Origin of the sequence: Haloarchaeobius caseinilyticus, assembly GCF_051207395.1 — an archaeon.
In the GTDB taxonomy this organism is placed as follows: Archaea; Halobacteriota; Halobacteria; order Halobacteriales; family Natrialbaceae; genus Haloarchaeobius.
Genome location: NZ_JBPJZC010000001.1, coordinates 1,870,719 through 1,895,867, shown reverse-complemented (window position 1 = coordinate 1,895,867; position 25,149 = coordinate 1,870,719). Strand labels below are relative to the sequence as shown.

The 25,149-nt window shown below is 61.9% G+C and carries 26 protein-coding genes; 9 read left to right on the top strand and 17 right to left on the bottom strand.

The genetic code is table 11. The features are described 5' to 3' along the window. Window position 1: 1 nt before the first annotated feature. From ACSC1P_RS09920 to ACSC1P_RS09870, 11 genes are all read right to left on the bottom strand, one after another. Entirely contained in the window at window positions 2–1,090 is a 1,089-nt protein-coding gene (locus ACSC1P_RS09920) for an outer membrane protein assembly factor BamB family protein (RefSeq protein ID WP_435359988.1), read from the bottom strand. A gap of 214 nt (window positions 1,091–1,304) precedes the next feature. Next, the gene (locus ACSC1P_RS09915) at window positions 1,305–2,321 is read right to left on the bottom strand and encodes a phosphotransferase family protein (RefSeq protein WP_435359987.1); all 1,017 of its coding nucleotides are present in this window, start codon (window positions 2,319–2,321) and stop codon (window positions 1,305–1,307) included. Between the two features lie 96 nt (window positions 2,322–2,417). Next, a complete protein-coding gene (locus ACSC1P_RS09910; RefSeq protein WP_435359986.1) occupies window positions 2,418–3,260 on the bottom strand; it encodes an ABC transporter permease subunit in 843 nt (280 codons plus the stop codon). Beyond that, window positions 3,257–4,201: an ABC transporter ATP-binding protein gene (locus tag ACSC1P_RS09905; RefSeq protein WP_435359985.1), complete on the bottom strand. Its 945-nt coding sequence runs from the start codon at window positions 4,199–4,201 to the stop codon at window positions 3,257–3,259. Before ACSC1P_RS09905 ends, ACSC1P_RS09910 begins: the two co-directional genes overlap by 4 nt. A 145-nt stretch (window positions 4,202–4,346) precedes the next feature. After that, window positions 4,347–5,180, bottom strand: coding sequence for an ABC transporter permease subunit (locus ACSC1P_RS09900; protein WP_435359984.1), 834 nt, complete (start codon window positions 5,178–5,180; stop codon window positions 4,347–4,349). Further along, a complete protein-coding gene (locus tag ACSC1P_RS09895; RefSeq protein WP_435359983.1) occupies window positions 5,177–6,136 on the bottom strand; it encodes an ABC transporter ATP-binding protein in 960 nt (319 codons plus the stop codon). Before ACSC1P_RS09895 ends, ACSC1P_RS09900 begins: the two co-directional genes overlap by 4 nt. A gap of 118 nt (window positions 6,137–6,254) precedes the next feature. Then, the gene (locus ACSC1P_RS09890; RefSeq protein WP_435359982.1) at window positions 6,255–6,518 is read right to left on the bottom strand and encodes a DUF7967 family protein; all 264 of its coding nucleotides are present in this window, start codon (window positions 6,516–6,518) and stop codon (window positions 6,255–6,257) included. Between the two features lie 102 nt (window positions 6,519–6,620). Next, window positions 6,621–7,967 (bottom strand): tryptophanase, encoded by a 1,347-nt coding sequence (locus ACSC1P_RS09885; protein WP_435359981.1) that lies wholly within the window; start codon window positions 7,965–7,967, stop codon window positions 6,621–6,623. Window positions 7,968–8,123: 156 nt separating this feature from the next. After that, window positions 8,124–8,903, bottom strand: a complete 780-nt coding sequence (locus ACSC1P_RS09880; protein WP_435359980.1) for a PHP domain-containing protein — start codon at window positions 8,901–8,903, stop codon at window positions 8,124–8,126. A gap of 89 nt (window positions 8,904–8,992) precedes the next feature. After that, complete coding sequence (locus ACSC1P_RS09875; RefSeq protein WP_435359979.1) at window positions 8,993–9,181, bottom strand: hypothetical protein; 189 nt, start codon at window positions 9,179–9,181, stop codon at window positions 8,993–8,995. 59 nt (window positions 9,182–9,240) lie between these two features. Beyond that, entirely contained in the window at window positions 9,241–10,419 is a 1,179-nt protein-coding gene (locus ACSC1P_RS09870; protein WP_435359978.1) for an aspartate kinase, read from the bottom strand. Window positions 10,420–10,620: 201 nt separating this feature from the next. On the opposite strand from ACSC1P_RS09870, the gene ACSC1P_RS09865 reads away from it, so the two are divergent. Then, window positions 10,621–11,052, top strand: coding sequence for a hypothetical protein (locus ACSC1P_RS09865; RefSeq protein ID WP_435359977.1), 432 nt, complete (start codon window positions 10,621–10,623; stop codon window positions 11,050–11,052). Between the two features lie 82 nt (window positions 11,053–11,134). Here the strand turns inward: ACSC1P_RS09865 and ACSC1P_RS09860 are convergent, their stop codons facing one another. Both ACSC1P_RS09860 and ACSC1P_RS09855 read right to left on the bottom strand, forming a co-directional pair. Beyond that, window positions 11,135–11,686 carry an HD domain-containing protein gene (locus ACSC1P_RS09860; RefSeq protein WP_435359976.1) on the bottom strand — a complete coding sequence of 184 codons (552 nt, stop codon included), beginning with the start codon at window positions 11,684–11,686 and terminating at the stop codon, window positions 11,135–11,137. Between the two features lie 78 nt (window positions 11,687–11,764). After that, a complete protein-coding gene (locus ACSC1P_RS09855) occupies window positions 11,765–13,408 on the bottom strand; it encodes a DNA-directed DNA polymerase II small subunit (RefSeq protein ID WP_435359975.1) in 1,644 nt (547 codons plus the stop codon). A gap of 132 nt (window positions 13,409–13,540) precedes the next feature. On the opposite strand from ACSC1P_RS09855, the gene ACSC1P_RS09850 reads away from it, so the two are divergent. Continuing rightward, window positions 13,541–14,614, top strand: a complete 1,074-nt coding sequence (locus ACSC1P_RS09850; protein WP_435359974.1) for a S24/S26 family peptidase — start codon at window positions 13,541–13,543, stop codon at window positions 14,612–14,614. Between the two features lie 380 nt (window positions 14,615–14,994). Further along, entirely contained in the window at window positions 14,995–15,495 is a 501-nt protein-coding gene (locus ACSC1P_RS09845) for a hypothetical protein (protein WP_435359973.1), read from the top strand. Between the two features lie 17 nt (window positions 15,496–15,512). Here the strand turns inward: ACSC1P_RS09845 and ACSC1P_RS09840 are convergent, their stop codons facing one another. After that, the gene (locus tag ACSC1P_RS09840) at window positions 15,513–17,033 is read right to left on the bottom strand and encodes a Cdc6/Cdc18 family protein (RefSeq protein ID WP_435359972.1); all 1,521 of its coding nucleotides are present in this window, start codon (window positions 17,031–17,033) and stop codon (window positions 15,513–15,515) included. A gap of 2,129 nt (window positions 17,034–19,162) precedes the next feature. Between ACSC1P_RS09840 and ACSC1P_RS09835 the strand changes: the two genes are divergently transcribed. The 4 genes from ACSC1P_RS09835 (at window position 19,163) to ACSC1P_RS09820 (ending at window position 22,429) form a co-directional block, all read left to right on the top strand. After that, the gene (locus tag ACSC1P_RS09835) at window positions 19,163–19,810 is read left to right on the top strand and encodes an Era-like GTP-binding protein (protein WP_435359971.1); all 648 of its coding nucleotides are present in this window, start codon (window positions 19,163–19,165) and stop codon (window positions 19,808–19,810) included. A gap of 5 nt (window positions 19,811–19,815) precedes the next feature. Next, window positions 19,816–20,196, top strand: a complete 381-nt coding sequence (locus ACSC1P_RS09830) for a DUF2073 domain-containing protein (RefSeq protein WP_435359970.1) — start codon at window positions 19,816–19,818, stop codon at window positions 20,194–20,196. After that, window positions 20,196–21,188, top strand: coding sequence for a Zn-ribbon domain-containing protein (locus ACSC1P_RS09825; protein ID WP_435359969.1), 993 nt, complete (start codon window positions 20,196–20,198; stop codon window positions 21,186–21,188). The genes ACSC1P_RS09830 and ACSC1P_RS09825 overlap by 1 nt, the downstream gene beginning before the upstream one ends. Window positions 21,189–21,652: 464 nt before the next feature. Then, window positions 21,653–22,429 (top strand): DUF7089 family protein, encoded by a 777-nt coding sequence (locus tag ACSC1P_RS09820; protein ID WP_435359968.1) that lies wholly within the window; start codon window positions 21,653–21,655, stop codon window positions 22,427–22,429. A gap of 22 nt (window positions 22,430–22,451) precedes the next feature. Here ACSC1P_RS09820 and ACSC1P_RS09815 read toward each other — a convergent pair whose 3' ends face one another. The 3 genes from ACSC1P_RS09815 to ACSC1P_RS09805 all read right to left on the bottom strand — a co-directional run bounded on the left by ACSC1P_RS09815 (window position 22,452) and on the right by ACSC1P_RS09805 (window position 24,052). Next, complete coding sequence (locus tag ACSC1P_RS09815) at window positions 22,452–22,772, bottom strand: nucleoside triphosphate pyrophosphohydrolase (RefSeq protein WP_435359967.1); 321 nt, start codon at window positions 22,770–22,772, stop codon at window positions 22,452–22,454. A 59-nt stretch (window positions 22,773–22,831) separates the two neighbouring features. Beyond that, a complete protein-coding gene (locus ACSC1P_RS09810; protein WP_435359966.1) occupies window positions 22,832–23,410 on the bottom strand; it encodes a DUF7090 family protein in 579 nt (192 codons plus the stop codon). 195 nt (window positions 23,411–23,605) lie between these two features. After that, window positions 23,606–24,052 (bottom strand): DUF2391 domain-containing protein, encoded by a 447-nt coding sequence (locus ACSC1P_RS09805; RefSeq protein ID WP_435360272.1) that lies wholly within the window; start codon window positions 24,050–24,052, stop codon window positions 23,606–23,608. Between the two features lie 134 nt (window positions 24,053–24,186). Here ACSC1P_RS09805 and ACSC1P_RS09800 point away from each other — a divergent pair, with 134 nt between their 5' ends. Then, window positions 24,187–24,867, top strand: coding sequence for a class I SAM-dependent methyltransferase (locus ACSC1P_RS09800; RefSeq protein ID WP_435359965.1), 681 nt, complete (start codon window positions 24,187–24,189; stop codon window positions 24,865–24,867). After that, window positions 24,864–25,085 carry a hypothetical protein gene (locus ACSC1P_RS09795; protein WP_435359964.1) on the top strand — a complete coding sequence of 74 codons (222 nt, stop codon included), beginning with the start codon at window positions 24,864–24,866 and terminating at the stop codon, window positions 25,083–25,085. The genes ACSC1P_RS09800 and ACSC1P_RS09795 overlap by 4 nt, the downstream gene beginning before the upstream one ends. The last annotated feature ends 64 nt before the right edge of the window (window positions 25,086–25,149 follow it).

Below are 25,149 nucleotides of genomic sequence, written 5' to 3'. Positions count from 1 at the left end.
GTCAGTTCCGCTCGGTGGCGTGTTTCCGTGCGTATCCAGCGAATCCAGCGAGACCTGCAATACCGGACAGTAGCCCGACTCCTGGCATCGAAAGCGAGTTGGAGGACCGACCACGGAACGACAAAACGTCTCCGGCTGCGGTACTCACGAAGAGTCTCCCGTTCCGGTACGCGGTATCGATCGCCTGTCCACCGATTCTGGGCGAGTCGAGAACCGAACCGTCCTGCTTCGAGAGGACGAACAGCTGCTGGTCACCGGCGACCACGATGACTTTCTCGAACACTACGGGCGATTTCAGGTTACGCCCGACCCTATTTTGCATCTGAACATTACCAGTCGCCGTATCGAACGCGGCGACATCACCGTTTAACGACGCGAAGTACAGCAACTCGGATTCCTCCTCGATGGCCGGTGACCCCACGATTTGTCCCGGGACGATGGTCTCCCACAGCCGAGCCCCAGTGTCGAGTTCGTAGGCCGCGATTCTCCCTCGTTCATCGCGGTTGCCACAGACGAAGACGGCACCCTTGGCGATGCTCGGAGGCGACAGGACCTGTCGATTCGTGTGATTGACCCACTGGACGGCCCCGTTCGTCCGGTCCAGACAGGTAACGTCGCCGATGAGACTCGCGGTAACGAGTCGAGTGGAATCGGCAGCTGGTGGTGTTACAGCCTGCCCGTCTACCTCGGTGGTCCAGCGTAACGAGCCGTCAGAAGGGTCCAATGCACCGACCTGTGTCGCCATGTCGTGGAAGTACATCGTCCCGTCGGAGAGTGTGAACCCGGACTGGATTCCTGCCCGGTTCACCTCCCAGAGCGTATCTCCACTGTCGATTTCGAGGCCGACTATCTTCCCTTCGAGACTTGGGACGACGACGGCGTCACGAGTGACCGCAGGGAGACCGAGAAACGGACTGAAGTCGCTGTAGCGCCACTGCGTCTCGCCATCGTCGGTGAGGAACTGGACGAAGCCATCGTGGCTGGCGACGACAATACCCCCGGCGACTGCGACCGGAGCCAGGAGTTTCTCACCGTCGAGTGAAACGCGCCACTCTCTGGTCAGAGACGACGGGAATTGACGAGGAAACACACCACGCTGACTCGCTGAGGACTGAAACTGACCGGATTGTGCTCCACCCCCGGTAGCAGTAGTCGACGCAGACACCGAGAGGCCGAGAGCACTCGCCACGAATGCCCGGCGTCTCACCGCATCCTCCTCGGTGTCGCCAGAAATGACATCATCTGTTGGTACAACTGAAATTCCGTCTACTGTAACAGTACCGGCTGGAACCGGTCCAACTCCATCACTCGATACCGTAATTCTCGGCGAGATACTGCCGATGCCGCGCACCCATCGCTTCCTGTTCTTCGGACCCGTCCTCGTACCAGTACGGCACGCCTTCCATCCCGGCGAGTCGGGTGGCGAACTTGTAGGCCCGCCAGCGCGTCCAGAACGCTTCGTCGAAGGTGGTTCCACTCGTCGCCGAATAGCCTTCGTGCAGTGCCTCGCGGAGCGTTGCCTTTCGGTCGTCGGACAGCCCGGTCCAGCCGAACAGGAAGTCCTCGGTCGAGACGAGGTCGAACTCGCCGTGGGCGGTGTACGTGTTCCCCCAGTCGAGGACGGCCCGGGTGACCGGTTCGTCGGCTGGTGCGTCTGGTTCGACGAGCAGGTTCCCGAGTCGGTAGTCGGTGTGGGCCGGGGCAGGGTGGACCTCACGCGGAACGTGCGACAAGACAGAGTCGAGGTGGTCGCGACAGGCGGGGATGAGGTCGGCGAAGCGGTGTTCTTCCATGCGGTCGAGGCGAGTGCTGACCAGCTCCTCGAATCCCGACCGCCAGTCGTCGTCCTCGACATCGATGACGAGGTCGTCGTCGCGGACGCCGACCATGCCGATACCGTCGAAGTGGTCGATACGGTAGAGTTGGCCGAGATTTCGTCCCGCCTCTCGACAGAGTCGTTCGTGGGCCTCGTCGGGGAACCCACCTGCGCGGTTCTCCCAGTTTTCGCCGTCGCGTCGCTCCATTGCGAACCATGGGCCATCGACGGGGCCGCCCTCGCCGATGTGGAATATTTCGGGGACCGGCACGTCGGTTTCGCGCCCGACGAGTCGCATGAGCCGCGGTTCAGGCCGGAAGCGGGCCGGGTCGACGAGCGCAGGCGCTTTCAGGACGACTTCGCGCCCATCCGTGAGGGTGACGAACGACACCTTGTCGGTGCCCTCGTCGGCGGGGCGGTGTGACCGCACGTCGCAGTCGAACGCCGTCGCAACGGCTCCTACAACTTCGTCGTCGGTGAACTCCTCGTCGGGCAGTTCGGGCATCGTGCGAGCAGTCGGGGCGGGCGGGAAAAAGGGTTCAGGTCGTATGTGGTTCGGTGTCTAGCTCCAGTGGAAACGAAGGGGGTCAGTCGACGCGGTTCAGAGGTCCGCGTCGCGGAATCGGACGTAGCCGAGGCCGAGCGGGACGAGGAGCCAAAACGCGAGGACGAGCGCACCAGCGACCGGTTGCTGGTAGTACGCCGGGTTGTCGGGGTACGGTCCGCCGAAGAGCGAGAACGAGCCCTGGAGCTTCGGAATGAGCCCGATGGTCAAGTTCCGCGCTCCGACAAACGGTTCCGCGCTGGAGAAGATGGCGACCCACTCCGGCGTGGGGCCGGACGGAAATTGGAAGCCGTTGAACACATACAGGACGATACTGGGGATGAAGTCCCACAGCACCCAGAACACGAAGAACAGACCGAGCGCGCCGACCGACGCCTTGGTCGTACTCCCGACGGACGCGGAGATGCCGACTGCGATACCGACGAACACGACGAGGAACAGGGCCGTGAACAGGAATGCCGCGAGCGAGACGACGACGTCGATGGGTGCGAGCATCACGAGCGCGACGACGTGTGCGACGCCGAAGTAGACGGCGAGGATGGTCACGCTCACGGCCGAACGCCCGAGGAAGCTCCCGAAGAGGATGTCCTCACGGGAGAACGGAAGCCCAAGTAACACCTTCATCTCCCCGTTCTTTCGCTTGCTGACGATGTCGTTCTGCGAGAAGAACAGGGCGACGAGCGGCAGGAAGAACAGACCGGCGACGAGTAAGAACTGGATGAGTGCCGGTCCGGTTGGACCCTGGGTATTGCTGGCAGCCTCGCCATAGGCGTACCCGACGCCGAGACCGAGCAGGGTGAACAGCGCCCCGACGATGTACAGACTGCGCGAGCGCTTCGCGTCGAGGAAATCCTTCTTCGCGACGAGTTGCATCTTCATGACTGCACCTCCGCGGTCGCGGCTTCGCGGTCGTCTCCATCGCCCTGCGTGTACGCGACGAACAAGTCTTCGAGTGACGCCTGACTGGTCTCGACGTTCTCGACGACCGCACCGGCGCTGTAACACGTCTGGACGGCCCGCCCTTTCGCCCGGTTCTCACAGCCGACCGTGATGTCGAAGCCGGACGCCTCGACCGAGTTCACACCGTCGAGTGCCTGTATCTTCTGTGGCAGGTCGTCGGGTGCGGAATCGAGCGTCAGTTTGATGCTCCCGGTCGTCCCGGCAGCCTGTCGGAGCCCGTCGATGGTGTCGATGGCGACGAGTTCGCCCTCGCTCAGGATGCCGACGCGGTCACAGACCGCTTCGACCTGTTCGAGGATGTGCGACGAGAAGAACACGGTCGCGCCGCGGTCGGCCTCTTCGAGGACGATTTCTCGCATCTCACGTGCACCTGCCGGGTCCAACCCGGTCGACGGTTCGTCGAGGACGAGCAGGTCCGGTTCGCCCGCGAGTGCCATCGCCAGCATCAGGCGCTGTTTCATCCCTTTCGAGTAGCCCGAGGCCTTGCGGTCTGCGGCCTCCGGGATGCCGACGCGTTCGAGCAGCGGCATCGGGTCCTCGTACCCCTCTTTCGCCTCGATGGCAAACTCGACGTGTTCACGTCCGGTCATGTCACCGAGGGGTCCGTAGCCGTCGGGGAGGACACCAGTCCGTTCCCGAACTGAGACGGTGTCTTCCTCGGCGTCCATGCCGAGGACCTGCACCGACCCGTTCGTGGGGTAGGCGTAGTTCAACAGGATATCTATCGTGGTGGACTTCCCGGCCCCGTTTGGACCCAGAAAGCCGAACACCTCGCCGTCTTCGACCGTGAGGTCGAGGTCGCGGAGGGCGGTCACGCTACCGTAGCGCTTGGTCACACCCCTGCAGTCGATGGCGGCCATGCTCGTGCTATCTGCACCCCTCGGTATATGTCTTGCTTCGCAGATTTTTCACTCAGTAAACATCCTGCTCGTCGACGTGAGGTGAAAACACACGAGAGAAAGCGAGATACCGCAGCGATGAACGCAGAGAAGCGTCGAAACCGACTCAGAGGTCGGCGGTGTTGAACCGCATCGCACCGAGGGCGAGCGGGACGACCAGCCAGAACGCGAGCACGACCAGCCCGAACCAGGGCTGGAGGTAGAACGCGTTACCATCGACGAACGGGTTCACGTTCGGGATGACGTAGGTCAGCGCGGTGTAGTACGCCGCTGACGGCGTGAGATTGCTGATACCGCCGATCCAGGTCGGCATCTCACCCGCGAGCGAGAAGCCGTTGTACACCCAGTACAGGCCGAGCGGCACGACGTCCCAGAGGACCTCGAGCAGGAACCAGAGGCCTACAGCGGCCGTGGTCGCGCGACCGGTCGTCGAGAACATCGACGAGAGCGCGACGACGAGCGAGACGTACACGAGCGTGTACAGCAGCGTCACGACGAGGAACAGCGCGAACGGAACGATTGCGAGTTCCCCGAGCGTGGCGACGACGATGGCCAGCGAGAGCACGAAGCCGATGCTGAGTGCGGCGACGAGCACGCCGGTCCGACCGATGACTTTGCCGAGCAGGAAGTCGGTACGGGTGTTCGGCAACCCGAGCGCGAGTTTCATCTGGCCCGACTCGCGCTCGCCGGCGACGGCCTTGTTCGCCATCACGACCGCCGTGATGGAGATGAACAGCGTCGCCGGGCTGGCGAGGAAGAACACCAGTCCGAGCGTGGAGCCTTCGTACGTCTCGTTGCCGACCGTGATGGGGACGTCGAGCGTCGAGTACGCGTAGGCCATCAGGCCCGCGAACAGGACGAACAGGATGGTCAGTCCCCAGAGCGCCCGCGACCGGCGGGCGTCCGCGAAGTCCTTCTTGGCGACGACGGCGAAGCTCATGCTTCCACCTCCGCGTCAGCCGCGGACTCCTGTTCGGTCTCAGCACCACCGTTGGTGTAGGTCATGAACAGCTCTTCGAGCGAGGCTTCCTCGGTCTCGAAGTCGGAGACCACGAGGCCAGCGGACTCGATGGCACCGAGGACACCGGTCTTTGCCCCTTTCTCACAGCTGACTGTGAGGACGGTCCCCGCGGAGGTGACCGCGGTGACGCCGGGGAACTGCTCGATTGCGTCGAGCATCCGGTCCGAGGGTTCCGAATCGACCGTCACGGTGAGGGTCGCGCCATCGCCCATGCCCGTGCGCAGGTTGTCGAGTGTGTCGACCGCGACGAGTTGGCCTTTGTTGAGGATGGCGACGCGGTCACAGACGGCCTCGACCTGCTCCAGAATGTGCGACGAGAAGAAGACGGTCGCACCGCGGGCAGCCTCGGCTCGGATGATGTCGCGCATCTCGCGCGCACCGTTCGGGTCCAGGCCGGTCGTCGGCTCGTCGAGGATGAGCAGGTCGGGTTCGCCGACCAGCGCCATCGCGAGGACGAGGCGTTGCTTCATCCCTTTCGAGTACCCGCCGGCTTTGCGCTCGGCCGCCTCGGCGATGCCGACGCGTTCGAGCAGCGCCATCGCGTCGTCGTCTACTCCCTTCGAGTCGATGGCGAACTGGACGTGGGCGAGGCCGGTGAGCCGGTCGTACACGTGGTAGCCATCGGGCAGGACGCCGACGCGACCGCGGACGACCTTCGAGTCGGCCTCTGCGTCCATCCCGAGCACCTTCACGTCGCCCGCTGTCGGGCGGATAAAGTCGAGCAGGAGGTTGATCATCGTCGACTTCCCGGCCCCGTTCGGTCCGAGGAAGCCGAATATCTCGCCTTCCTCGACCCTGAGGTCGAGGTCACGGAGCGCGACGGTGCCGTCACCGTATCGCTTCGTCACTCCTGAAAGTTCAATTGCAGCTACCATGCAACAGATACGACCGACAAGGACTTATAGTTACGCTGAGGTGACGTAACACGCGTCTACGTAGAAATTTAGAACCCAAATAGCAAGTTTTGAAAAAATACCTACGTAGAATTATGTATCAAATAGCGTCGTCAGGGCCGTACTGCTCGGCGGTTCGGGACACCTCTTTAGCGTAGCGCTCTCGCGTTTCCTCGTCCGGCGTCGCTTCGAGATTCTCGACGGGCACTTCCTTCCCGGCCGTGACCGGATTACGCGTTAGCGAGTTCGCCGAGCGTTCCTGCTGGACGTACCGCTCGCCGTCGTCGGTGGCGTAGACGATGGTCACGAGGTTGCGGTCGTCGAACGTCCGTTCTGCCAGCCAGCACTGGACGGTGTCTGTCATCGGTTCGTGGTTGTCGGGTCGCACCATTGAATCTGGTGGGGTCGGCCGAACGAGAATCGACACTGGGACCGAGACCACCAGCAGAAAAAGCGTGTCCGTCGCTCAGTTCGGAAGCGGCGCGAGTTCCGCCGTGAAGTGGCGAATCTCCTCCATCTCCGGCTCGTCGGTGATGGACAGGCCTTCGACCTCGTCGCGGTGGGCCCACACTTCGGCGGCCGTCTCGACGACGTGTTCGATGTGCTCTTTGTGGTAGGTCCGGCGCGGGACGGCGAGACGGACGAGTTCGGGGCGGTCGCTACCCGGGAAGGCGAAACTGCCCAGTTCGACGCCACGGACACCGCCCTCGCGGTAGAGTTCGCAGACGAGCGCCTGCCCGGGGAACTCGTCGGCGGGGATGTGCGGGAAGAACTCGGCCGCATCGAGGTAGACCGCGTGGCCGCCAATCGGCTGGAACACGGGCAGGCCTTCTTCAGCCATGAGTTCGCCGAGGAACTGGACCTGGCCGACGCGGTCCGCGACGTAGGCTTCTTCGACGGACTCGCGCAGGCCGACCGCCATCGCGTCGATGTCGCGTCCGGCCATGCCGCCGTAGGTCGTGAAGCCCTCGTAGAGGATGCCGCGCTGTTTGACCTGCTCGTAGAGGGTCGGGTCGTTACAGGCGACGAAACCACCGATGTTCACGAGGCCGTCTTTCTTGCCGGACATGACCGCGGCGTCGGCGTAGGAGAGCTGTTCGCGGGCGACTTCGGCGACCGACGAGTCGCGGAACTCGGCCTCGCGCTGGCTGACGAAGTACGCGTTCTCGGCGAAGCGGCAGGCGTCCATCACGAACGTCGCGCCGATGTCGTCACAGAACTCGCGGACTTCGCGCGTGTTCTCGATGGAGACCGGCTGGCCGGCGGCGGAGTTGTTCGTGATGGTCAGGACGACCGCGGGGATCTTCTCCGCGCCGATTTCGTCGACGACCTTGCGGGCGTGCTCGACGTCGAAGTTGCCCTTGAAGGGACCATCGGCGGCGAAGTCGCGTGCGTCCGGGACCGGCACGTCCTGCGGGTCCGCGCCCTGATTGGCGATGTGTGCCCGGGTCGTGTCGAAGTGTGTGTTGTTGAGCACCACGTCGCCCTCGTCGACGAGGACGCCGTAGAGGACGTTCTCGGCACCGCGGCCCTGGTGTGCCGGGACGACGTGGTCGAAGCCCATCACGTCGGAGACCGCTTCTTCGAGTCGGGAGAAGCTAGAACTGCCGGCGTAGGATTCGTCACCGCGGAACATCGCGGCCCACTGCTGGTCGGACATCGTGCCTGTCCCGGAGTCTGTGAGCAGGTCGACGAACACCTGGTCAGATTCGAGGTTGAACATGTTGAACCCGGCTTTCTCCAGGTTGGCCTCGCGCTCCTCACGGGCGGGGAGGTGGATTCGCTCCACCATCTTCGATTTGTACGTCGTCATGGTTACAGAGAGGGGCGAAACCGTGAAAGTCCTAATTGCCGGTAGCTGGGCGCGATACCCCAGAATCACCGATGGATGTACGAAGTTGGGCACAGGTTCGCTGTCACGTCGCACGGGCCAGGTAGGAAGTCGGCCGTCGACGGTCGACAGGTCGCCTCAGTCGACGAGGCTCGGGGGGCTGACCGTCTCGATGCCGCGCTCAGCGAGGAAGGAGTCGAGGAACTCGACGCGCTCCCCGATTTCGTGCGGGCGGTGCGAGTCGGTCCCGATAGTCACGTCCACGTCGTACTCGCGCAGACAATCGAGGAAATCGGGTGCCGGGTGGACGAAACTGTCCTCGCCGACGGCGCGACCGGCGTTTATCTCGGGGACGGTGCGAGAGTCGGCGAACGCCTTCGCCGCCCGGTCGTAGTGGTCGATGGTCGCCCGACCACGAAACGGTTCGGTCCGCTCCAGCAGGTCCGGATGCGCCGCGATGTCGAACAGTTCCGACTCCGCCAGCGAGCAGAGGGCGTCGTAGTAGTCGTCGACGAATTCGTCGAGTTCGCCCTCGGAGAGCGATTCGAACTGCGCCGGCGACTGGACGTTGTACTCGCCGACCGTGTGGACGCTGCCGATGGCGTAATCGAAGTTCGCCACGTCGAGAAATGCGCGAATTCGGTTCTTGTCGCGTTCGTCGTAGTCCATCTCCACCGCGTCGTACACCTCGATGTCGGCCTCCTCGCGGACGTGTTCGATAGCGCGGCGGCGACGTTCGTACGTCTGGTCTAAGTTGAACCCGAACAGTTCCTTGAACGACTGTGGGTCGTCACGCTCTGAGACGTTGCAGTGGTCTGCGAAGCCGACCCCGTCGAGTCCGGCCGCCTGTGCCGCAAACGACATCCGCGGGAGGAAGCGGCCGTCGGAGTAGTTAGAGTGGACGTGATAGTCGTACATGGCTGAACCGACGAGAAGCACACTGTTCTAGGTTGTGGTGGCATGGCCAGTCGTCACAACCAATCGCTGTCGACAGCCGCGCGGACGCGTCAGTCCTCGGTTCGACTGCTGAGGACGAACCCGCCCACGACGGCGACGACGAGCAAGACGGACCCGACGTATCGACTCACGGAGTCGGGACGAACGAGCGCACCGATGTTCGAGAGCGCCGCTACGACACAGACCGTGGCGATGTACCAGTTCGGTATCCGGTCTAGTCGCTCCCGCAGGTCACTCATAGGGCGAGTAGTTCGTCGTATCGAGAAAATCGATTCGGTTGCTGCTGAACGAAACCGTCTCAGTACAGGTTCTGGAGAATCTCCAGCGTCTGCTCGCGGTCGTCCCACGTCACGAAGATGGCGACGCTGGTCGCGCTCGTGATGATGTCGTGGACGTTGATGCCCGCGTCGGCGAGCGGGTTGACGATGCCGGCGACGACGCCGGGCTGGTTCGGCAGTTCGCCGCCCGTGACGCGCACCACGGCGATGTTGTCCTCGACAGTCACGGACGAGAGTTTCTCGTCTTCGATAACCTCGCGATGGAGGATGTTCTCGGCGCGTTCGGCCTCTGCTTCGTCGACGTAGAACGTCACGGAGTCCATGCCGCTGGCGACCGCGTCGATGTTGATGTCCGATTCGGCGAGTGCTTCAGAGAGCCGATGGAACACGCCGGACTGGTTCCGAATCGCCCGACCCGCGATGGTGAGACAGGCGAGTGGTTCCTCCAGCATGTCGACGAGGTGCTTGAACTGGCCGGTAATCTGTGTCCCGCCGGAGAGCAGGTCCCCGTGTTGGTAGTGGACGACGCGAACGTCGAGTTTGTCGTCCTTGTACGAGAGGGCAGACGGGGCGACCACCTCAGCCCCGCGGAACGAGAGATTGCGGAGTTCGTCGACCGAAATCTGGCCGACGTTGCGTGCGCCTTCGACGACGTGTGGGTCGCCGGTCATGACGCCTTCGACGTCGGTCACGATGACGACTTCGTCGGCGTCCATGTACTTGCCGAGCATGACCGCCGTGGTGTCGCTGCCACCGCGGCCGAGCGTCGTGATGGAGCCGTCGAGTGTCTCGGCGAGGAAGCCCGTAATTACGGGGACCACGTCGTCGAGGTCGGCCGCAATCTTCGCGGCGCGCTTTTTCGTCTCCTCGACGTCGACCTCGCCGTTCTCGTTGGCGACGACCGGCCAGTCGGGGTGGCCCGGTTCGAGGAACACTGCGTCGATGCCTCGAGCCGTCAAGGCGGCTTTGAGCATTCGAACAGATGTTCGCTCGCCCATGCTCACGATTTGCGCCCGGTCCATCTCGCTGGCCTCGAACGTAATCTCGTTCAGCAGGTCGTCGGTCGTGTTGCCCATCGCGCTCGCGACGACCGCGATTTCGTGGCCCTCACGAACTGCGGCTGCGACGGAGTCGGCAGCGCGGTTGATTCGGTCGCCGCTGCCGAGACTCGTGCCGCCGAACTTGGCGACTACGCGCATACGTCCACCTCGTCGGTACGAACGTCATTCATACTCCATCATCCGGGTGACTGGGCCATAACTATGTCCATCACGGGAAAAACCTGCCACTGTCGCCCGAGTACGGCCGGCTCGTGGGTGAATACACCGGTCTGTGGTCTTCGGGTGAACTCGTTTATCCGGCCTTCGGGTTTTTAGCTCGGAACGACCTACCCACAAACGATGCACGTACGGGACGCGGTAGAAGCCGACGCGGAAGCCATGAGCGCCATCGTCGACGCGCCGACCGAGATGCTTCGGAACCTCGTCCACGACCGCACGGTCCGGGTCGTCGAAGCGGACCAATCCGGCGACGCAGACCCGAACGTGGACGTGGGCGAGACGGAAACTGCGACGTTGCTCGGCTTCGTGAGCTTCGACGCCAAAGCCGACGCGGTCCACGTCACGCAACTGGCGGGCACCGACGAGGCCTGTGAGCGACTGCTCGAAGAGCCGATGCGCTTCGCCCGAACAGAGGGCATGGCCGTCGAAATTCTCGTCACCGACACCGAGGGTCCGGCTGCGGCCGCGGTCGAGGCCGCCGGGTTCGACCGGGCCGGACAGGGGCCGCGATTCGAGGGGCGAGAGACGATTCGATATCGGTACACCGGGTGAAAGACGACCGCAGAACGAATTCGCTCCCTGAACCGACGAGACGGTGAACCGCGAGCGTTCTCTCCTCGCAGAACCCTCGCGCCTACTTACCGCTGCCCATACTTTCGTTCACCCTCCGCTGGACAGTGGGAAATTTCGTTTCGAGTTCATGGTGTATATCCTCGTTCCCGACGTATGGCTCAGATTCGTCGATGAAATATTTCATCTTCGTTAGCAGATTTTGTTGAAGCCCTTCCGAATCGCCGACGGCGTAGTAATCGCTGTTATCTAGCAGATCAGCAGCTTTCACGACTACTGCGTCCCTTCCGAGTTCGAAACATCGTTTGTAAATGTCATAGTGTCGTTCTAGGTAGCCGTCGATTTCCGTATCGAAGCTAGTGGCTGCAACGATGGTTGCGACTTCGTCTCCGAACTCTGAGCGAATCTCGTCCGCAGTCACGTCCGTATCCTCAATCAAGTCGTGGAGAAAGCCAGCGACGACGACGTGCTTCTCGTACTCTCTGTCGTACAGGTCCATCCCCACTCTGGTGCTATGGAGGATCACCGGCTTTGGGTTGTCTCCCGAGGATTCGAACGAATGCACCAGATATTGAATGGCCTGTTCAATCTCATCATCTTCTTCGAAATCTCTCATTACGATACTCAGAAATTCTAAACAGTATAAAAATGCTCCACACGGACTGCGGTGACAGAGGGCACCGTTACTTCCAGATTACGAGAACTTTCGCACGGTCACGTCGAGCGTGTCGAGGTCGACGATGGGCGCGAACCCGGCGTCGGGGTCGATGTTGACGGACTTCTGGAAGTCGGTCTGTGACTGCCAGCAGCCGGAGTTGATGGCGAGCACGTTGTGGTATTTCCCGAAGCCGAGTTTGTGGACGTGGCCCGTGTGGAAGATGTCCGGGACGTTCTCGATGACGAGGTAGTCCTTTTCCTCGGGCGCGAGGCGAGTGTGGCCACCGTACTGTGGCGCGACGTGGCGCTTTTTCAGCAGGTGGTACATCGCCTTGTGCGGCTCGTCGTAACTCGCCTTGTCGGCCGGGAGTTCCGCGATGACCTCGTCGAGCGAGACCCCGTGGTACATGAGGATGTCGACGCCTTCGAGCGTCACCGTCGACGGATTGCCCGTAATCTGCGGGTCGTGCGCGGACATGATGTCTCGCAGGCGGTCGTCGAAGCCAGGTTGCGGTTCGGCGAGGCGAACCGCGTCGTGGTTGCCCGGAATCATCACGATGTCGAGGTCCCCGGGAACCTGTTTGAGCTTCTCGTTGAACGCTTCGTACTGCTCGTAGATGTCGACGACGTCGAGTTCTTCGTCCTGATTCGGGTAGACGCCGACACCTTCGACCATGTCGCCCGCGATGCAGAGGTACTCGACGTGTTCTGCCTGCGGACCGTGGAGCCAGGTGCAAAACTGGTCCCACTCGTCGGCCATGAACTCCTGACTGCCGACGTGGACGTCCGAGATGAGCGCGGCCTGCACGTGTCTGTCGGCGTAGCTCGGTTCGTACGTCCGGGGCACGTCGGGGAAGTGCAGCGAATCGACGAAGACGATGCCCGCGTCGTCAGAAAGCGTCCCTTCGATGGCGATGACCTCGTCACAGAGTAGTTCGTCGACGAGGCCCGCGAGCGGGCGGTCTTTCATCACGAGGCAAGGGAACGTCCCCTTCGTGTCTTCGAGTTCGACCAGCCAGTGACCCGACGCGGTCGAGCGCACGTCGTTGACCATCCCGACGAGTGCGACTTCACTCCCGCCCGTCATCGACTCGATGGTACTCGTCGGCCGGTGGTTGACTCGCCCGCGCAACTTCGACGAGAGTTTCTCGTAGCGGTCGCGAAACACCGAGACGAAGTTCTTGTACTCGCCGGTTCCGGTACTCTGGCCAGTCACGTCGCCCGCGATCTCGACCGACCGCAGGGCTTCGTCGATTTTCCGCTCGAACGACCCCCCGGTTTCGACTGGAGCTGCATCACCCACCGTCGAATCAGTGGAGGAATCTCCAGTCGAAACAAGGGGGTCTTCGTCGGGCTGTTGCGTATCCAGTTCCGAAGGTTCCTCGGGGGCATCGGAGCGCTCGTCAGGAGTGCTGGCAGCGTCGGTCGCACCAGCAGTGGTACCCGTACCGGCACCGGTTCGTCTCGAACTGCTGGTCGCTCCGCCTTCGAGCGATTCCCGAACCTCCCGTACGTTTGCGGCGGTAATCTTGAGGGTGTCCGCGGGCACCGAGTCGACGACCACGCGGAGCGTTTCGCCCGGGTCGTCGGCCGTCTCGATGAGGGTCACAGCCTCGCGCTCGGCGTTGTAGCCGCGGCTGGCGAGTTCACCGACCACCTGTGCGGACCCCTCCAGTGGCACATCACTCTCGAATCAGGTGTGTACGCAAAAGGATGCCGGAACGACGAGAACGAGTCGCTTCGAACCGACACCGAATCCGGGCAAAATCACCAACAGAAGGTTGATTGCGGGCGGGCGTGAACCGACGACCAGATGACCGGACCCGGCACCGACGACGAGCCGGACGACCACCGAGGTGACCGCGACGACGCGGCTGCCGACGAGTCGACCGACGCCACCGACGAGTGGGAGTGGGTCGACGAAACGTCGACCGAGCGCAGCGAACACGAGCCCGACGAGCCCGGTGACCGAACCGACGCCAATGACGAGCGTGCGGCGGGTGCGGATGAACCCGCAGCGACCGCCCCGAACAGCGACACCGAGGAAACTGTCGTTGCAGGCGAGAAGGATGGCAACCGACTGGTCGACCCGAACCCTGACGCGACCGCGCCGGAACCTGCAGGGCCCAGCGACGACGAGTCGTTCGATGGTCCTGTCGACTGGTTCTTCAACACGAACAACGTCTGGATTCAGACGACTCGTGACATCGGTGGCAGCCTCCTGACCGTCGCCGTCATCGGCCTCGTGCTGTTCGGCGTCAGCGGCGTTTGGCCACCACTCGTCGCCGTCGAGAGTGGCAGCATGGAGCCGCACATGTACAAGAACGACCTCGTGTTCATCGTCGACGACCAGCGCTACCCCGGAAACGGGGCTGTCGAAGGGACCGGTGTCGTCACACATCGTATCGGCGAGCAAGATACTGGCTACTGGAGTTTCGGTGACTACGGTAACGTCATCATCTACCAGCCGTACGGCGACGAACGAGCGACGCCCATCATCCACCGGGCGATGTTCTACGTCGAGGAGGGCGAGAATTGGTACGACAAAGCGAACGAGAGCTACCTGAACTCGGGTGCATCCTCGTGTGAGGCCATCGCGAACGGCGCCTGCCCCGCCCCGCATGCCGGGTTCATCACGAAGGGCGACAACAATCCGACGTACGACCAGGTCGCCACGCAGAGTAACATCGTCCGCCCCGACTGGGTCCGCGGCAAAGCGAAGGTCCGCATCCCGTGGCTCGGCTGGATTCGCCTGAAGTTCGCCCAGCTCTCGACCGGTGCGGCCGCAGCGAGTACGAACCCACTCGTCGCCGGGTTCCGACTCTCACTCGGTCTCTCGTTGGCCGGTGTCGGGGCCGTCGTTTCGCGTCGAGAAGGCTGGCTGTAGTCGAGCGAGCACACTACCAGCGACCCGAAACCTGCGTTTTGGCGGTCCGTTTCTACTCCAACCCGACGCCGACGAGTGCGAACTACATCGCGAGGACGTAAATCGCGCCGAAGAAGAGCAGTATCGTCAGCAGTAACACGAAGACGAATTTTCCCCGTTCTCAGCCGACGTAGACGCGTTCTCTGCGTTGTGTATCGAGAGCGGGCTGTCTGAGCCGGGCTCCATACGTCGGATTCACTCCCCGAGGTGAAAAATTATTGCTACAATGTGACAGGGAACGATTTATGGCCGATTTCCACCGCTTCTTCCCGCTTCCAGTCCGTCAAGTTACTTTTTCAGCTATTGATACTTTTTTGTCCTGTCGGTGTAATTTTGCTCGTATGAGACGGCGCGCCTTCCTGTCTTCGCTCACTCGGACCGCCACAGTCTGCGGCCTCGTCGCCACAACTGGGTGTCTCGCCGAATTGCAGACGACCTTCGGCGGCGAGTCGGGACCAATCGCCGCTCGCGAGTTCACCGTCGTCGAACCCGCCAGTGACGACTTCGACGCGGCGCCAGCAGTCGAAGAACCGCCTCGGGTCAGCTTCGACAATTCCCGGTATCGCGTCCAGGTCGTCGGACGCCTGCACGTCGGTTCTGGCACCTGTGACGAGGCGAAACTCGTCGGTGCGAGCCACGACGCAGATTCCGATCTCCTCCACCTCACGGTCGGCAGCGGCCAGAAGCGGGACCCTCCCGACTACTGCACCGCCGACGAGAGCGTGGACGCGTACCGGGCCACCATTACGTTCGAGGAGAGACTACCGGGACGGGTACTGGCGCGGGAACGCGGTCACCTCCTCGGAACCGAGACGACGGTCGAACGACCGACTGCCGAGTAGGGGAAGAAGGGCGGAACTCAGTTCCCGAAGCGCGCCTGTACGAACGGCTGGATGTTCTCGATGTCGCCGAGTCGCGAATCGCTCATGAGGACGGCTTCGGTCTCGTCGATGGGGACCGAGAGCGAGATTTCCTTCGTCCGGCCGTAGCGACCCTTCGAGACGACGACGGCGTTGACGATGCCGAGCATGTCGAGTTCGGAGATGAGGTCGGTCACGCGCCGCTGCGTGAGCACGTCGGCGTCGATCTCCTCGCAGAGTCGCTTGTAGATGTTGAACACCTCGCCCGTGTTGATGTTGTGGACGCCGTTCGATTCGAGGAGGATGATGGAGAAGAGGACGAGTTTCGACTGGGTCGGGAGCGTACGTACCACCTCGACGACGCGGTCGAGTTCGATTTTGTCCTGGGCCTGCCGGACGTGTTCCTCGTCGACGAGTTCGGACTGCGAGCGTTCGGCGAGTTCACCGGCAGTCCGGAGCAAGTCGAGCGCACGCCGGGCGTCACCGTGTTCCTGTGCGGCGAAGGCGGCACACAACGGGATGACGTCTTCCGTGAGGGCGTCGCCCTTGAACGCCACGTCGGCGCGGTGCTGGAGGATGTCGCGAAGCTGATTCGCGTCGTAGGGCGGAAAGACGATTTCTTCCTCACCGAGGCTCGACTTGACGCGGGGGTCGAGGAAGTCAGTGAACTTCAGGTCGTTCGAGATGCCCATGATGCTCACGCGCGAGTTCTCCAGTTCGGAGTTCATCCGCGAGAGGTTGTACAGCGTGTCGTCGCCCGACTTCTCGACCAGTTTGTCGATTTCGTCGAGCATGATGACGACGACGCGCTCCTCGTAGTCGACGGCCTCGAAGAAGACGCTGTACACGCGGTCGGTCGGCCACCCGGTCATCGGGACGCTCTCGAAGTCGTCTTTGTCTTCTTCGAGTTGTTCGATGCGGTCTTCGACGTGTTCGCGCGAGTCGAACTCGGTCCCGGTCAACACCCCGGTTTCGTCTCCAGCGTCGTCGAGTTGGTCGAGCAACGAGTCGAGGTCGTCGAGTCGTCGCTCGATCATCGCCTCGTTCTCATCGATGAACTTGTTCGCCAACTGGGCGAGCACACGGTACTGCGTGTCGGTCACTTCACAGTTGATGTACTCGACGGAACACGGGACCTCGTACTTTTTCGACGTGCTCTCGAGTTCGTTGGAGACGAACTTCGCGCTCGCCGTCTTCCCGGTCCCGGTCTTCCCGTAGATGAGGATGTTCGAGGGCGTCTCGCCACGGAGCGCGGCGACGAGGATGGTCGCCATCTTGTTGATCTGCTCTTTCCGGTGTGGCAGTTCGTGCGGTGTGTACGACGGTCGGAGGACCTCCTTGTTCTCGAAAATCGGTTCACCACTGAGCAGGTCGTCGAACAGTCCCTGTGAATCGTCTTCCTCGTCGTCGTCGTCAAGGACGACGTCGTCCAGATCCACGCTGAAGTCACGTGAGGTATCTACCTGTGTCGACCGACCACCACCAGCATCGTCTGCGTCCGCATCGTCGTTGTCAGACATCTGTATTGTTTACCCCTTCATTTCGACTGGAGGTTTATTTCCATCCGGTGCGAGAGGACACGACGCCGCGAAATTGGGGGAGTAGTTCGAAGCGTGCGGCGTCGGCGTGTCCAGTTGATGCAAACGAAGCAGAAGAAGAGGAGGGATATAATAGTTGCCTTTGTGGTGTCCTCGAGCAGGCTGCTGGACTGGAAACAGAGGGGTGAATCGAGTGTTTGAGAGCCTCTATTGGCGATTCAGCCGATGCCACCGACGATAGTCAATGCGAGACCACGTATCCATACCTCACCGGGGTTCCGTTTCGTCTGGACTCGTTGTCAGAGGGCGTTCTCGTCGTCGACGTCGATCCAACCGATGAGGACGCCGACGACCGTGACGGGATGATGGGCGACGACGGCTGGGCGCGACTGGTGTTCATCGCGCGTGCGTGATGTGACCCATGAATGCACCAGAAACAGGAACGGACCAGACGCTAGAAAGATGAACCGGAGGAACAGGCGCTGGAGAGTACGCGCTGGAGAGCACGGCAGAACACTACCCAGTCCCGGTTACGAGTACAGGAACAGCAGAGTCGTAGTGCCGTCGTCGAGAACGCAGAAGAACACTAACGTGATACGTGTTCGAAGGTGTCGACCGGCGGTCGACACGAAGAGGAGGGGTTGGGGATAGCCGGTGCATCGGTGCGGACCCTCCATTTCAGGTCGACTAGGCGTAGGCCGGCTCCCAAGACCTCGTCTGCTCTTCGACTCCCCGACAGACAACGCGTGTGTTCGTGGACCGATTCCGTGTCGACGATAGTGGATAGTCCTTGCCGTGACGACGGACCACGTCGAGACGAATCGTCGAGCGTTCTATCCGGACCAGATATTTCTAGAGTTCGAGAATTCAGGGGAGGCAGTCGAGCTCGATTAGTCTTCGGCTAGTTGGTGTGTGCGTCGAGTTTCTCGTCCCGGCCGCTCGCTGTCGAAGGTAGGTAGCTTAACTGAGAGTAGCCGTCCCTGCAGAGCCCGGTCGAGGAACGACCGAGTGGTGTGGGACACGATCCTGTTGGAGTGAGTCGGACCGAACGTTCCCGGTGGACACGAAACGAAGGGGTGCTAGCACGTGGCTAGGAACCCCCCCACCCCTTCGTTTCGGGTGGAACGGCACGAGGGTGGGAGGGGGAGGGGTGGCTTCTAGTCCCGGAACCTTTATGACTACTATCCTCAAACTATAACCGTAGAACAGAGTAAAACCAATATCTACTAGCTTCTAGTTATTTACTACACTAGAGGTCGCAACGCTTCTGTTTTCTAGCTAGAACGAAGTTCGTGATTTTCTCGACCCGACCACACCCACTCGCCAGTTTCCACTCGAAACGAAGGGGTGGGGGGCATCGATTTCCCCGCGACTCGTGTTCACTCACCTCACGACGTGCTCACTCACGCCTTACTCACCCACGACCCACGAACCGTCGTCTGGACAACGACGCCAGGAGGTTGCAGAACAAAAGCGACCATGACAGAATGTAATACGACCTTCGAGCAGACGACATCAGATTCGCATCTGGAGACGAACGGCGTGTTCCTCTGCTGCTAATCGTCTCCCTGACTCGTTCGTTTCAGGGTTGTAACTGCTCGCTTCCGAGTTGTGACCACTCGCGTCCAAAGACCGACGTGAAGTTACCGACACGCGAATCAGACACTACTGTATCTTGGAGTGTCGATGGTCTACAGCCTCGCCGAGATCTCGACGTCGAGCGAGTCAGCAACTACCCGAGAACGGCACTACTTGCATTAGCTGGAGAGCAAGGGGACTCGCCGGGTCATTTCGAGTGGAAACAGTAACCTTTCGATTTTTTCGATTTCCCACGTCGATTTGCTGATATCGGGGCTCTCACCCGGTGTCTCTCACCGGCCCGTCTGTTTCGACTGGAACTAACTCGCCCGTCCAACTCGCGTGCATATTACTACCACAGTGCCGATTGTACCGAAACCGGGAATTTATGTTGCCGAAACAATATGTCTGACGTAGGTTTAAGTGAGTCCAGTTCGGGTCTATGGGCAGACGCACGTACCACACCGCTCGACTTCGGCCGTTGGGTTGAAGCCTCCAGAGGAGAGCGGATGCGTGTGGGAGGATAGAATAGGATGGGACTCATTTCAGGATTACGAGACAGCCTCCACCGAGTGCGGGAGAGCCTGTTTTCAGAAGAAGAACAGCAAAAGCGAATCGGCATCTACGGACCGCCGAACGCAGGCAAAACGACACTGGCGAACCGAATCGCCCGTGACTGGACCGGCGACGCCGTCGGCCCAGAAAGCCACGTACCACACGAGACGCGTCGCGCGCGTCGGAAAGAGAACGTCGAAATCGAGCGGAACAACAGTTCCGTCACCATCGACATCGTCGACACGCCGGGTGTGACGACGAAGGTCGACTACGAGGAGTTCCTCGAGTTCGAGGACTTCGACCAGGACGAGGCCGTCCGTCGGTCTCGCGAGGCGACCGAGGGCGTCGCCGAAGCGATGCACTGGCTCCGCGAGGACGTCGACGGCGTCATCTACGTACTCGACAGTTCGACGGACCCGTTCACGCAGGTGAACACGATGCTCATCGGCATCATCGAGTCGCGTGACCTGCCCGTACTCATCTTCGCTAACAAAATCGACCTACCAGATTCGAGCGTCAAGCGTATCGAGGACGCGTTCCCGCAACACGAGACCGTCCCGCTCTCGGCACTCGAAGGCGAGAACATGGACGAGGTCTACGACAAGATTGCGGACTACTTCGCGTGATATCCATGGCAGAAGCACAATCATCAGACGGCGTTCAAATCGACCTCATCAGTGGCGAGCGGATGGCGAACCTCGCCAGCATGGAGAAGATTCGGCTCATCTTAGACGGTGTTCGCGACGGGAACATCGTCATCCTCGAAGACGGGCTTTCACCCGACGAGGAGTCACGACTCATCGAAGTGACGATGGCGGAAATCAGCCCTGACGAGTTCAACGGCATCGAAATCGAGACCTATCCGCGCTCGCAGACCAACGACGCGAGTATCCTCGACCGCATCATGGGTCGCGAAGAGACCTCGAAGTTGACGGTCATCGGACCAGCGAACCAGATCGAGACGCTGCACAAGGACGAGAACCTCATCAGCGCGCTCGTCTCCCGGAAATAATGCCACACCAGTGTACCGACTGCGGTCGCTCGTTCGCAGACGGCTCGAAGGAGATGCTGTCTGGCTGTCCCGAGTGTGGGGGCAACAAGTTCCAGTTCATCCCGAAAGGTGCGGTCGACGGCACGTCGGCCACGGGCAGTTCCGAGCCGCCGTCGCGCGACTCCAACGCGGGCGCGGTGAGCAAAGCGACGGACACGGTGCGTGACTGGGTCGGCCGAAAGCGAAGTTCGGACGACTCCAGCCAGCGGTCGTGGCCGAAGTCTGCGACCGAGGATTACGACACGCCGGCCGAGAAGGCAGCAGCACGGGCTAACGAGTCGACGAACGCTCGTTCTGAGGCCGGTGGCAACGCCGATACCGGCAGTCGTGTCGAGACGGATAGCCCTGCAAACGCTGCCGACGCCGGTAATCGGCAATCAGCGGAGAGAGAGTCTGCGGCGACACCGACGGACCAGACGGCAAAGCGGCGGTCGCAACCGAACGTGCAAGAGACCCAGCCGCAGTCGGACTCACAGGCGTCTCCGACGACCGGGTCGTCAGAGCCGGAGCAGGAGACGGACGACGGACCCATCGGTGCCCGGATGGGGTCCTCAGAGGACAACGCACAGGCCAACGCACGGTCCGACATGGTCCAGCCGGACGAACTCCCGGGTCAGGTGAACGCTGCCGACACGGGAGCCGGCCAACCGACCGACGCACCGCGGCCCGACGCGAGTCAGTCCGAATCGGTAGACGGACGGCGAAATCAGCCGCCGAACGAGGGACGCGTCGTCGCCGAACCGAGCGACACCGAGGTCGACGACCGACCGGACCTCGACGAACTTCGGCAGGAGTTGAACCAGCAGTTCGAGAGCATCAAGATTCTCAATCCGGGGCAGTACGAACTGAATCTGATGGAGCTGTACGACCGCGAAGAGTACATCATCTCGCTTCGCGAAGACGGTCGCTACGTCATCGACGTGCCGGAGTCCTGGCGCGGTAGTGACGAGTGACTGGTCGCCGAGTCGCGCCGATTCGTCGGCTATCGACTCGTGATAACTGGTTCACACGTTTGGTCGGTCGTTGACTCGTCGTGGTTGGGCGTCGACATTTCTGTTCTCGTATCCCATTCTACCCCTCTATTTCGGGTCGAACTGTGAACAAAGGGTATTCTGGACCCTCCAACAGCGGTATTGAGACTGTGTCTTTCCACCGGAAATGGGGGTGTCTGGTTTCGATTCACACGGTTCTGGGCACTGGCAATCGCTCTGGTACAGCAACGACAGCGGATTCGGCTGGCCGGTGACGACGTGATTGCCGCTGATTTCCCGGCTCCGAGCGACGGAACTGGTGGTTTTATGCCTCCACGGTCGTTGCTCTCGCACATGAGTGACGCCACGAAGATCGTCATGACCACGGTCGGTGTAGCCGCAATTCTCTCCATCGCCCTCGTCCTCGTCTCTCTCGGCGCGGCGTGATGTTCAGCGAACGAGACCTCTCTCCTTCCGTCGCCGCTGTTCGAGACGAACACGCGCCGGACGCGGTCGTCCTCGACGCCGAGAGTGACTTCGAGACGCTACCGCCGGCACAGGCAGAAGACCTCGGTCTGCTAGTCGACTCGCTCTCGCCTCTCTCGTACCCAGCCGAGTGGCTGCCGGCGGATGCACCTGCACTGCTCAGCCGCATCGCAGGGTCCGAGTTCACCATCGGCGCGCCGGGCGACGGGAGTGTCGCGTGGACGCACCAGACGGACCCGCCGGTGGTCATCGTCAAGGCGCGCGTGCAGGGGTCGCCCGAGTCGTTCGTCGACTTCCTCGTTGCCGAGGCGCTGGTCGAAGTGGGCCTCGACCAGCCCGAACACTTCCTCGGGTTCTTCGAGGACCGCTACTGTGACCTCGCCGACGCAGTGCCGCTCGACCCGAACGCGACGTACCAGCTGGCAGCAGCGCTGTACGACGGCTGGCTCGGCCTGCACACACGCGACGTGTTCGCGGGGTGGCTCGACACCCAACCCGAACTGGGAGCGACGTGGCAGGACGCTGGCGACCGCCTCAGTGGTCGACTCGACGGACTCGCACGTGAGGTCGCACTCGGCCAGACTGACTTCCCGGACGCGACAGAACTCGCCTGTAGCGGGCTGAAACACGCACTCGAACTTCCGGCCCCGTTCGGCGCGCTCGACACCGAAGCCTATCGGGACCGTGGTGCGCCCTACGCGGTGAAGTGGGCTGAAAAGACGTTCGAACAGTTGTAGTGACCGGCGGGTCTGCTGATTTTTACTCTGGGCCGTCTTCGACCCATTCGAGGACGACACCATCGTCGAACCCACCACGGGCAGTACGCTTCTCTCGACGTTCACGAGCGACGGCCTCGTCGTCGAACGATTCCGCGGCCCGAATCGCGTCGACGACGGTCAGCACGTCGGCCAGTTCTTCGGGGCTCGGGTCTGTTTCGAACTCTCGCGCTTCCTCGACGAGTTTCTCGCGGAGGCGTCGGCGGTACTCGGCACCCTCGACCCGATGGGTCACCGGCGTCTGTCCGTTCTCGCGAATCACGGTCGGAATCTCGTCGCGGACGAGTTTGTCGTACTCGGTCATCGATAGTCTGGGATTGGGAGAGGTATGCGACTGGGACAGATAATGTGAGAACGAACCGGTCAGTCGTCGATGGTCACGTCGCCGTCGATGTCGAGGTCGATGACGCGGTCGAACAGGTCGCGGTACTGCTGTTCGACGTCGTCCTCGTGGACTTCGTCGGAGAGGTGGAACAGGCCGACTGCGTCGTGTTCTTCGATGAGGTCGAGGAGTCGCTCGACTGCCTCGAACGCCTCGTCCTCGCCGGCGTAGTAGGCGAGTTCGGTGATGGAGTCGAAGCTGATTCGCAACTTGCCGTCGTAGTTGTCGAAGAAGCGTTCGGTCTGTTCGACGATGCCATCCAGGTCGTCCGGGGCGGAGACGTAGTGGACGTTCTGGCTGGAGCGTCGCGAGTAGCCACGTTCGACGCTGAGCGTGTCGAGGATGACGGCTTTCGACTCGTCGACGTCGTAGTATTCGAGTTTCTGCATCACTTCACGGGCCGTGGTGCGTGTCGAGATGACGAAAAAGTGGTCCGTGTCCTCTTTCAGAAATTCCGTGTCGATTCGGTCCGTCGCACCGGTCGATGGATGCACGAGCAGAATGCTCGTTCCACCCGAAACCGTCTCGTTGAGTCCGTCTACCGCGAGCGTATAGTCCATACAGCCAGAATCCGGCGACACGAACTTAAGCGTGCGGGTGGGAAACCCGGACACGCTGGCGGGGAGTCCCTCTTCCGGCCAGAAACGGTTTCTACGTCGGTCTGTAGTCGCGATTCAGAACGCCGAGTTCGCGGCCGTGACTCAGAACACCGAGTCCGCGGCCGCCACTCAGAACACCGAGTCCGCGGCCGCCACTCAGAACACCGAGTCCGCGGTCGCCGCACCGACGACGCTGAAGATGGCACCGACGGAGATGGCCTTCATCGTCGTGAACAACACGGCAGTGGTCGTCGGATTCGTCAGGAAGCCGTCTTCGCCTTCCAGAAACGTCTGTGGAGCGGTGAACGCGACGGCGAGGATGGCGACCGACCCGAACGAGACCAGCATCAGCGAGAGGAATCGCAGCGGGATGCCGCCGACTTCCGCCTCGCGGTCCGGATTGCGTTCGTCGTCGGCTTTGTACAGCGCGCCGTAGCCGATGCCGAAGACGATGGCGACGGTCACCAGTGTGTGAAGGAGGGTCATGTTCGTCGCGAGCTGCCAGACCTCCGCGGTGACGACGAACGGCCCGGCGAGGAGGAAGCCGCCGACTATCTGTTGGGCGCTGTCGGCGATCTGGAACCGTTTTCTCGGACCGACCATGTCGTCGAATCCGCCCGCACGACGGATAAACAATCCGCCTGCAGGCCCGCGTTCCGTGTCAGTGTTCGTGAGGGTGTCCCACGACATCACGGGGTCCGAACAGTTCATATCCTTTCGCGTCTGAGGGGTGGTACATGAGTGTCCGCGAGGAGTTCGACGCGTGGGCGCAGGACGGCCGCGACCGTGGCATGGAGGACCGCCACTGGCAGACGGCCAAACACGCCCTCGCTCGAATGCCGGTCGAACCCGGCGACGTGGTGGTGGACCTTGGCTGTGGCTCCGGCTACGCTGGTCGTGCGCTCCGAGAGACGGCTGAGGCTGGACGTGTATATGGACTGGATGGCTCACCCGAGATGGCACACAACGCCAGGTCGTACACGGACGACGGTGTGGTTGGCTACACCGTCGGCGACTTCGGGAGTCTCCCGTTCGAGACCGACAGCGTCGACCACGTCTGGACGATGGAAGCGTTCTACTACGCACAGGACCCGCACGAGACGCTCGCCGAGGTGGCACGGATTCTGAAACCCGGCGGGACGTTCTACTGTGCGGTGAACTACTACGAGGAGAACACCCACTCACACGAGTGGCAGCAGTTCATCGAGGTCGAGATGACGCTGTGGAACGCAGAACAGTACCGTGACGCGTTCCGCGAGGCTGGACTGGTCGTCGCCGAACAGGACAACATCCCGGACCGCGACATCGAGATTCCGCCGGTAGCCGACTTCCCGACCGACGACTGGGACACGCGCGAGGACATGGTCGAACGCTACCGGACGTTCGGGACACTGCTGACGGTGGGTGTCGCGCCATGAGCCTGCTGCAAGCCGTACTCGGACTGTTCGGGCTGCTCACTATCTTCCTCGTCGGTGGCGCGTTCGTCGCCTTCCCCGAGGAGATGCTGAAACTTCGCTTCGCACACGTCCGTGCCCCGCGTCGCTACTTGACGAAGACGCGCGTCGTGTTCTACCGACTCGTGGGCGTCGGCGTCGTGTTGATGGGACTGCTCGGCGTCAGTGGCTACCTGTTCTGACAGCCTAAGCGACACGAATTTGCAGAACTAATTCTTCCCCATTTCACCGCAAACCCCCCTGTTT

Excerpts from the sequence above, each read along its gene's own strand:
- ACSC1P_RS09915 (WP_435359987.1), bottom strand. The coding sequence starts at position 2,321 with ATGCCCGAACTGCCCGACGAGGAGTTCACCGACGACGAAGTTGTAGGA.
- ACSC1P_RS09910 (WP_435359986.1), bottom strand. The coding sequence starts at position 3,260 with ATGAAGATGCAACTCGTCGCGAAGAAGGATTTCCTCGACGCGAAGCGC.
- ACSC1P_RS09905 (WP_435359985.1), bottom strand. The coding sequence starts at position 4,201 with ATGGCCGCCATCGACTGCAGGGGTGTGACCAAGCGCTACGGTAGCGTG.
- ACSC1P_RS09900 (WP_435359984.1), bottom strand. The coding sequence starts at position 5,180 with ATGAGCTTCGCCGTCGTCGCCAAGAAGGACTTCGCGGACGCCCGCCGG.
- ACSC1P_RS09895 (WP_435359983.1), bottom strand. The coding sequence starts at position 6,136 with ATGGTAGCTGCAATTGAACTTTCAGGAGTGACGAAGCGATACGGTGAC.
- ACSC1P_RS09890 (WP_435359982.1), bottom strand. The coding sequence starts at position 6,518 with ATGACAGACACCGTCCAGTGCTGGCTGGCAGAACGGACGTTCGACGAC.
- ACSC1P_RS09885 (WP_435359981.1), bottom strand. The coding sequence starts at position 7,967 with ATGACGACGTACAAATCGAAGATGGTGGAGCGAATCCACCTCCCCGCC.
- ACSC1P_RS09880 (WP_435359980.1), bottom strand. The coding sequence starts at position 8,903 with ATGTACGACTATCACGTCCACTCTAACTACTCCGACGGCCGCTTCCTC.
- ACSC1P_RS09875 (WP_435359979.1), bottom strand. The coding sequence starts at position 9,181 with ATGAGTGACCTGCGGGAGCGACTAGACCGGATACCGAACTGGTACATC.
- ACSC1P_RS09870 (WP_435359978.1), bottom strand. The coding sequence starts at position 10,419 with ATGCGCGTAGTCGCCAAGTTCGGCGGCACGAGTCTCGGCAGCGGCGAC.
- ACSC1P_RS09865 (WP_435359977.1), top strand. The coding sequence starts at position 10,621 with ATGCACGTACGGGACGCGGTAGAAGCCGACGCGGAAGCCATGAGCGCC.
- ACSC1P_RS09860 (WP_435359976.1), bottom strand. The coding sequence starts at position 11,686 with ATGAGAGATTTCGAAGAAGATGATGAGATTGAACAGGCCATTCAATAT.
- ACSC1P_RS09850 (WP_435359974.1), top strand. The coding sequence starts at position 13,541 with ATGACCGGACCCGGCACCGACGACGAGCCGGACGACCACCGAGGTGAC.
- ACSC1P_RS09845 (WP_435359973.1), top strand. The coding sequence starts at position 14,995 with ATGAGACGGCGCGCCTTCCTGTCTTCGCTCACTCGGACCGCCACAGTC.
- ACSC1P_RS09840 (WP_435359972.1), bottom strand. The coding sequence starts at position 17,033 with ATGTCTGACAACGACGATGCGGACGCAGACGATGCTGGTGGTGGTCGG.
- ACSC1P_RS09835 (WP_435359971.1), top strand. The coding sequence starts at position 19,163 with ATGGGACTCATTTCAGGATTACGAGACAGCCTCCACCGAGTGCGGGAG.
- ACSC1P_RS09830 (WP_435359970.1), top strand. The coding sequence starts at position 19,816 with ATGGCAGAAGCACAATCATCAGACGGCGTTCAAATCGACCTCATCAGT.
- ACSC1P_RS09825 (WP_435359969.1), top strand. The coding sequence starts at position 20,196 with ATGCCACACCAGTGTACCGACTGCGGTCGCTCGTTCGCAGACGGCTCG.
- ACSC1P_RS09820 (WP_435359968.1), top strand. The coding sequence starts at position 21,653 with ATGTTCAGCGAACGAGACCTCTCTCCTTCCGTCGCCGCTGTTCGAGAC.
- ACSC1P_RS09815 (WP_435359967.1), bottom strand. The coding sequence starts at position 22,772 with ATGACCGAGTACGACAAACTCGTCCGCGACGAGATTCCGACCGTGATT.
- ACSC1P_RS09810 (WP_435359966.1), bottom strand. The coding sequence starts at position 23,410 with ATGGACTATACGCTCGCGGTAGACGGACTCAACGAGACGGTTTCGGGT.
- ACSC1P_RS09805 (WP_435360272.1), bottom strand. The coding sequence starts at position 24,052 with ATGGTCGGTCCGAGAAAACGGTTCCAGATCGCCGACAGCGCCCAACAG.
- ACSC1P_RS09800 (WP_435359965.1), top strand. The coding sequence starts at position 24,187 with ATGAGTGTCCGCGAGGAGTTCGACGCGTGGGCGCAGGACGGCCGCGAC.
- ACSC1P_RS09795 (WP_435359964.1), top strand. The coding sequence starts at position 24,864 with ATGAGCCTGCTGCAAGCCGTACTCGGACTGTTCGGGCTGCTCACTATC.